This is a genomic window from Brachybacterium sp. Marseille-Q7125, assembly GCF_023062615.1.
Taxonomy (GTDB): domain Bacteria; phylum Actinomycetota; class Actinomycetes; order Actinomycetales; family Dermabacteraceae; genus Brachybacterium.
Window position 1 is genome coordinate 1 of the sequence record NZ_JALLAL010000101.1, and the last position, 3,181, is coordinate 3,181.

General features: G+C 70.0%; 3 protein-coding genes. 1 reads left to right on the forward strand and 2 read right to left on the reverse strand.

The features are described 5' to 3' along the window. A partial coding sequence (locus MU407_RS13760) for a hypothetical protein (RefSeq protein WP_246958335.1) occupies nucleotides 1-208 on the forward strand: 208 nt, incomplete at its 5' end. Between the two features lie 128 nt (nucleotides 209-336). On the opposite strand, the gene MU407_RS13765 is transcribed toward MU407_RS13760, so the two are convergent. Together MU407_RS13765 and MU407_RS13770 are read right to left on the reverse strand one after the other, a co-directional pair. Further along, nucleotides 337-1,626 carry a PLP-dependent transferase gene (locus MU407_RS13765; RefSeq protein WP_246958336.1) on the reverse strand — a complete coding sequence of 430 codons (1,290 nt, stop codon included), beginning with the start codon at nucleotides 1,624-1,626 and terminating at the stop codon, nucleotides 337-339. 328 nt (nucleotides 1,627-1,954) lie between these two features. After that, nucleotides 1,955-3,091 (reverse strand): ATP-binding cassette domain-containing protein, encoded by a 1,137-nt coding sequence (locus MU407_RS13770; RefSeq protein ID WP_246958338.1) that lies wholly within the window; start codon nucleotides 3,089-3,091, stop codon nucleotides 1,955-1,957. Nucleotides 3,092-3,181 lie beyond the last annotated feature (90 nt).

Genomic DNA, 3,181 nt, shown 5'->3' on the forward strand with positions numbered 1-3,181 from the left:
CGATGATGTCGGGCCGGTCGACGATGTGCTCGACCAGGACATGGACCACGTGATGGTCGACGTGCGCGCCAACGACTCCGATCCCGATTGTATTTCCAAGGAGAGGACGGCATCCGTGGACGGCCCTCGCCTGGGGGGCTCGGAGGTGGGTATAAGAGGCAGGGTGGGGGCCGGGGCGCCGTCACGCACGGGTGCTGTGCGGACGTAGCTGGCACTATTGCCAGCTACGTCGCCATAGCACCATTCCGTGACGCGGCCCGCCGACACCGACTGAGCTCACCCACCGGAGCCGGGCCGTCGGCCAACCGCCCCGTCGGCCCCAGCCCGCCCCCGGCCTCACGCGCTCGCGGCGGCGAGGCCCTGCTCGAGGTCGGCGATGATGTCGTCGATGTGCTCGATCCCCACGCTGAGGCGCACGAAGCCCGGGCCGGTGCCGGCCGCGAGCTGCTCGGCCTCACTGAGCTGAGAGTGCGTGGTGGAGGCGGGGTGGATCACAAGCGAGCGGACGTCGCCGATGTTCGCCACGTGCGAGTGCAGGCTCAGGGCGTCGACGAAGCGCTTGCCGGCCTCGAGCCCGCCCGGGAGGGTGAAGCCGAGGACGCTCCCGGTGCCGCGCGGCAGGTAGCGGTCGGCCACCTGCTTGTGCGGGGAGGACGGCAGCGACGCCCAGGTCACAGACTCCACCCGGGGATCGGCCTCGAGGAACTCGGCGACCTTCCGGGCGTTGTCCAGATGCCGCTCCATCCGCAGCGGCAGGGTCTCCAGGCCCCCGGCGATGAGGAAGGCGTTGAACGGGGAGATCGCCGGGCCCAGGTCCCGCAGCAGATTGGTGCGGGCGCGCGTGGCCTGCGGGGCGGGCAGACCCGCGAACACGAGCCCGTGGTAGGACTCGTCCGGCTCCGTGAACTGCGGGTACTTCTCGGCATGGGCGGCGAAGTCGAAGCTGTCGCCATCAACGATCACGCCTGCGATCGACGTGCCGTGCCCGCCCAGGAACTTCGTGGCCGAGTGGACCACAACATCGGCGCCGTGCTCGAGGGGGCGCAGCAGGTAGGGGGTCGCGACCGTGTTGTCCACGACCAGCGGCACCCCCACCTCATGGGCCACGTCCGCGATGGCGCGCAGGTCCGGGATGTCCTGCTGCGGGTTCGGGATCGACTCGACGAAGAAGGCACGCGTGGTGGTGTCTGCGGCGGCGCGCCAGGACTCGGGATCCGTGGGGTCTTCCACCCACTGCGGGGTGATGCCCAGGTGCGCAAGGGTGTGCTTGAGCAGGTTGAACGACCCGCCGTACAGGCTCGGTGAGGCGACGACGGAGTCCCCGGCGCCGGCGAGGTTCAGGATCGCGAGCGTGATGGCGCTCTGCCCGGAGGCGACCAGCAGGCCGGCAGCCCCGCCCTCGAGCGCAGCGATGCGGTCCTCCACCACGGCCTGCGTGGGGTTCGTGATGCGGGTGTAGATCGGCGCGGGCTCCGTCAGGGCGAAGCGGTTCGCGGCCGATTCGGCGCTGGGGAACACGAAGCTCGTGGTCTGGTGGATGGGCAGGGCGCGCGAGCCCGCGGCGGCATCCGGCTCCTGGCCGGCGTGGATGGCGAGGGTCTCGAAGCGGGGGGCGGTATCGGTCATGGCGGGCTCCTAGCTGGTCGGTGTCGGTGCCAGCGTGCCGCGTGGGGACGGCAGGGACGAAGGAGTGTGAAGGACTGTGACCCGGGCTCTCCTTCACGGCGCTGCACGCACGATTGTGAAGCGCCCCTGACCGATGCAGCCCGCCGCCCCGTACCGGTCACCCCTCTTCCCGAGAGCGCTACGTTTTCGTGGGAATTGGCCTGCTATTCCCACGAAAACGTCGCCGTCTGCGCTTGGGGATGGCGCAGAGAACGGGGTGAGAGCGCGGCGGGGCGCGGCGGGGCGGGGCAGGACAGCGCATTCAGCACGAGCCCTCGCGCCCCGCCCCTCAGGCCCCCAGCTCGAGCACCCTGCCCTGCCAGCGGCGACGCAGCCAGCGGTCATGCGAGGCGATGAGCACGGTCCCGCCCCACTCCTCCAGAGCCGCCTCCAGCCGCGTGGCCGTGACCAGTGCCAAGTGGTTCGTCGGCTCATCGAGAACTAGCAGCTGCGGCGGGTCCAGCAGCACCGCGGCGAGCATGACCCGGCGCAGCTGGCCGCGCGACAGCTCCGTGAGGAGCCGATCCAGGTCCCGAGGGTGTACCAGCCCGAACAGCTCAGGCACGTCGTCGGACCCCGGGTCCACGCCGGCTGCCGCCCGTAGATGCTGGCCTACTGTGCATCCGGGGATCGCTGCATCGTCCTGCCCCAGGTGCCCGACGCGCAGGCTGAGTGAGCGCTCCACGGTGCCGGACGTGGGCTCTAGATGGCCGATAACGAGGTCCAGCAGCGTGGACTTGCCCGCCCCGTTCGGACCGGTGACCAGCAGCTGCTCGCCCGCGGACAATGCGAATGACACCGGGCCGAGACGTCCCTCGACCGCCGCGTCCGTCACCGCCACCTGCACCCCGGACGATCCTGGCGCCGGCGGAAGATGCGTGAGATGCAGCTCGGCGGGGGGCTTGCGCACCTGCTCCACCTCCAGCCGCTGAAGCCGCATCCGCGCCTCACGCAGCCGACGCGAGACCACCTGGGCGTTGCGGTCCGCATGGAACTTCCGCGCCATGCGCACCTCTGCCCGCGCGGCCGTGACCTGACCCGGCGTCCCCGCTTCCTGCACGGCACGCCGCAGTTCCTTGAGCTCCTCCTGCTCGGTCCGAAAACGCTCCTCCCAGCGTTCCCGAGCATCCATACGGGCCAGCAGGTAGTCGGTGAATCCGCCGGTGTAGGCGGTGAGAGCGCCGGTGTGCTCGTGCAGCGGTGACTCGGCGGGGTCCAAGTCCAGCTGCGCCTGTGTCGCATCGTCCAAGAAGGCGCGGTCGTGGCTCGCGATGAGCACCGAGCCGGGATGATCGGTGATGGCCTCAACGAGGAACGCGGCGCCGGCATCATCGAGGTGGTTGGTGGGCTCATCGAGCAGCCACGTGGTAGGGCGGGCTATGAGCAGGTTGGATCGCCCCGGGGATGATGGAGGCAGTGAAGCCACGGAAAGGACTTCTCTGTCATGCCTGCACCACGCAAGTACCCCGACGAGCTGCGTGAGCGAGCGGTTCGTATGGTTCTCGATGCGCTCGAA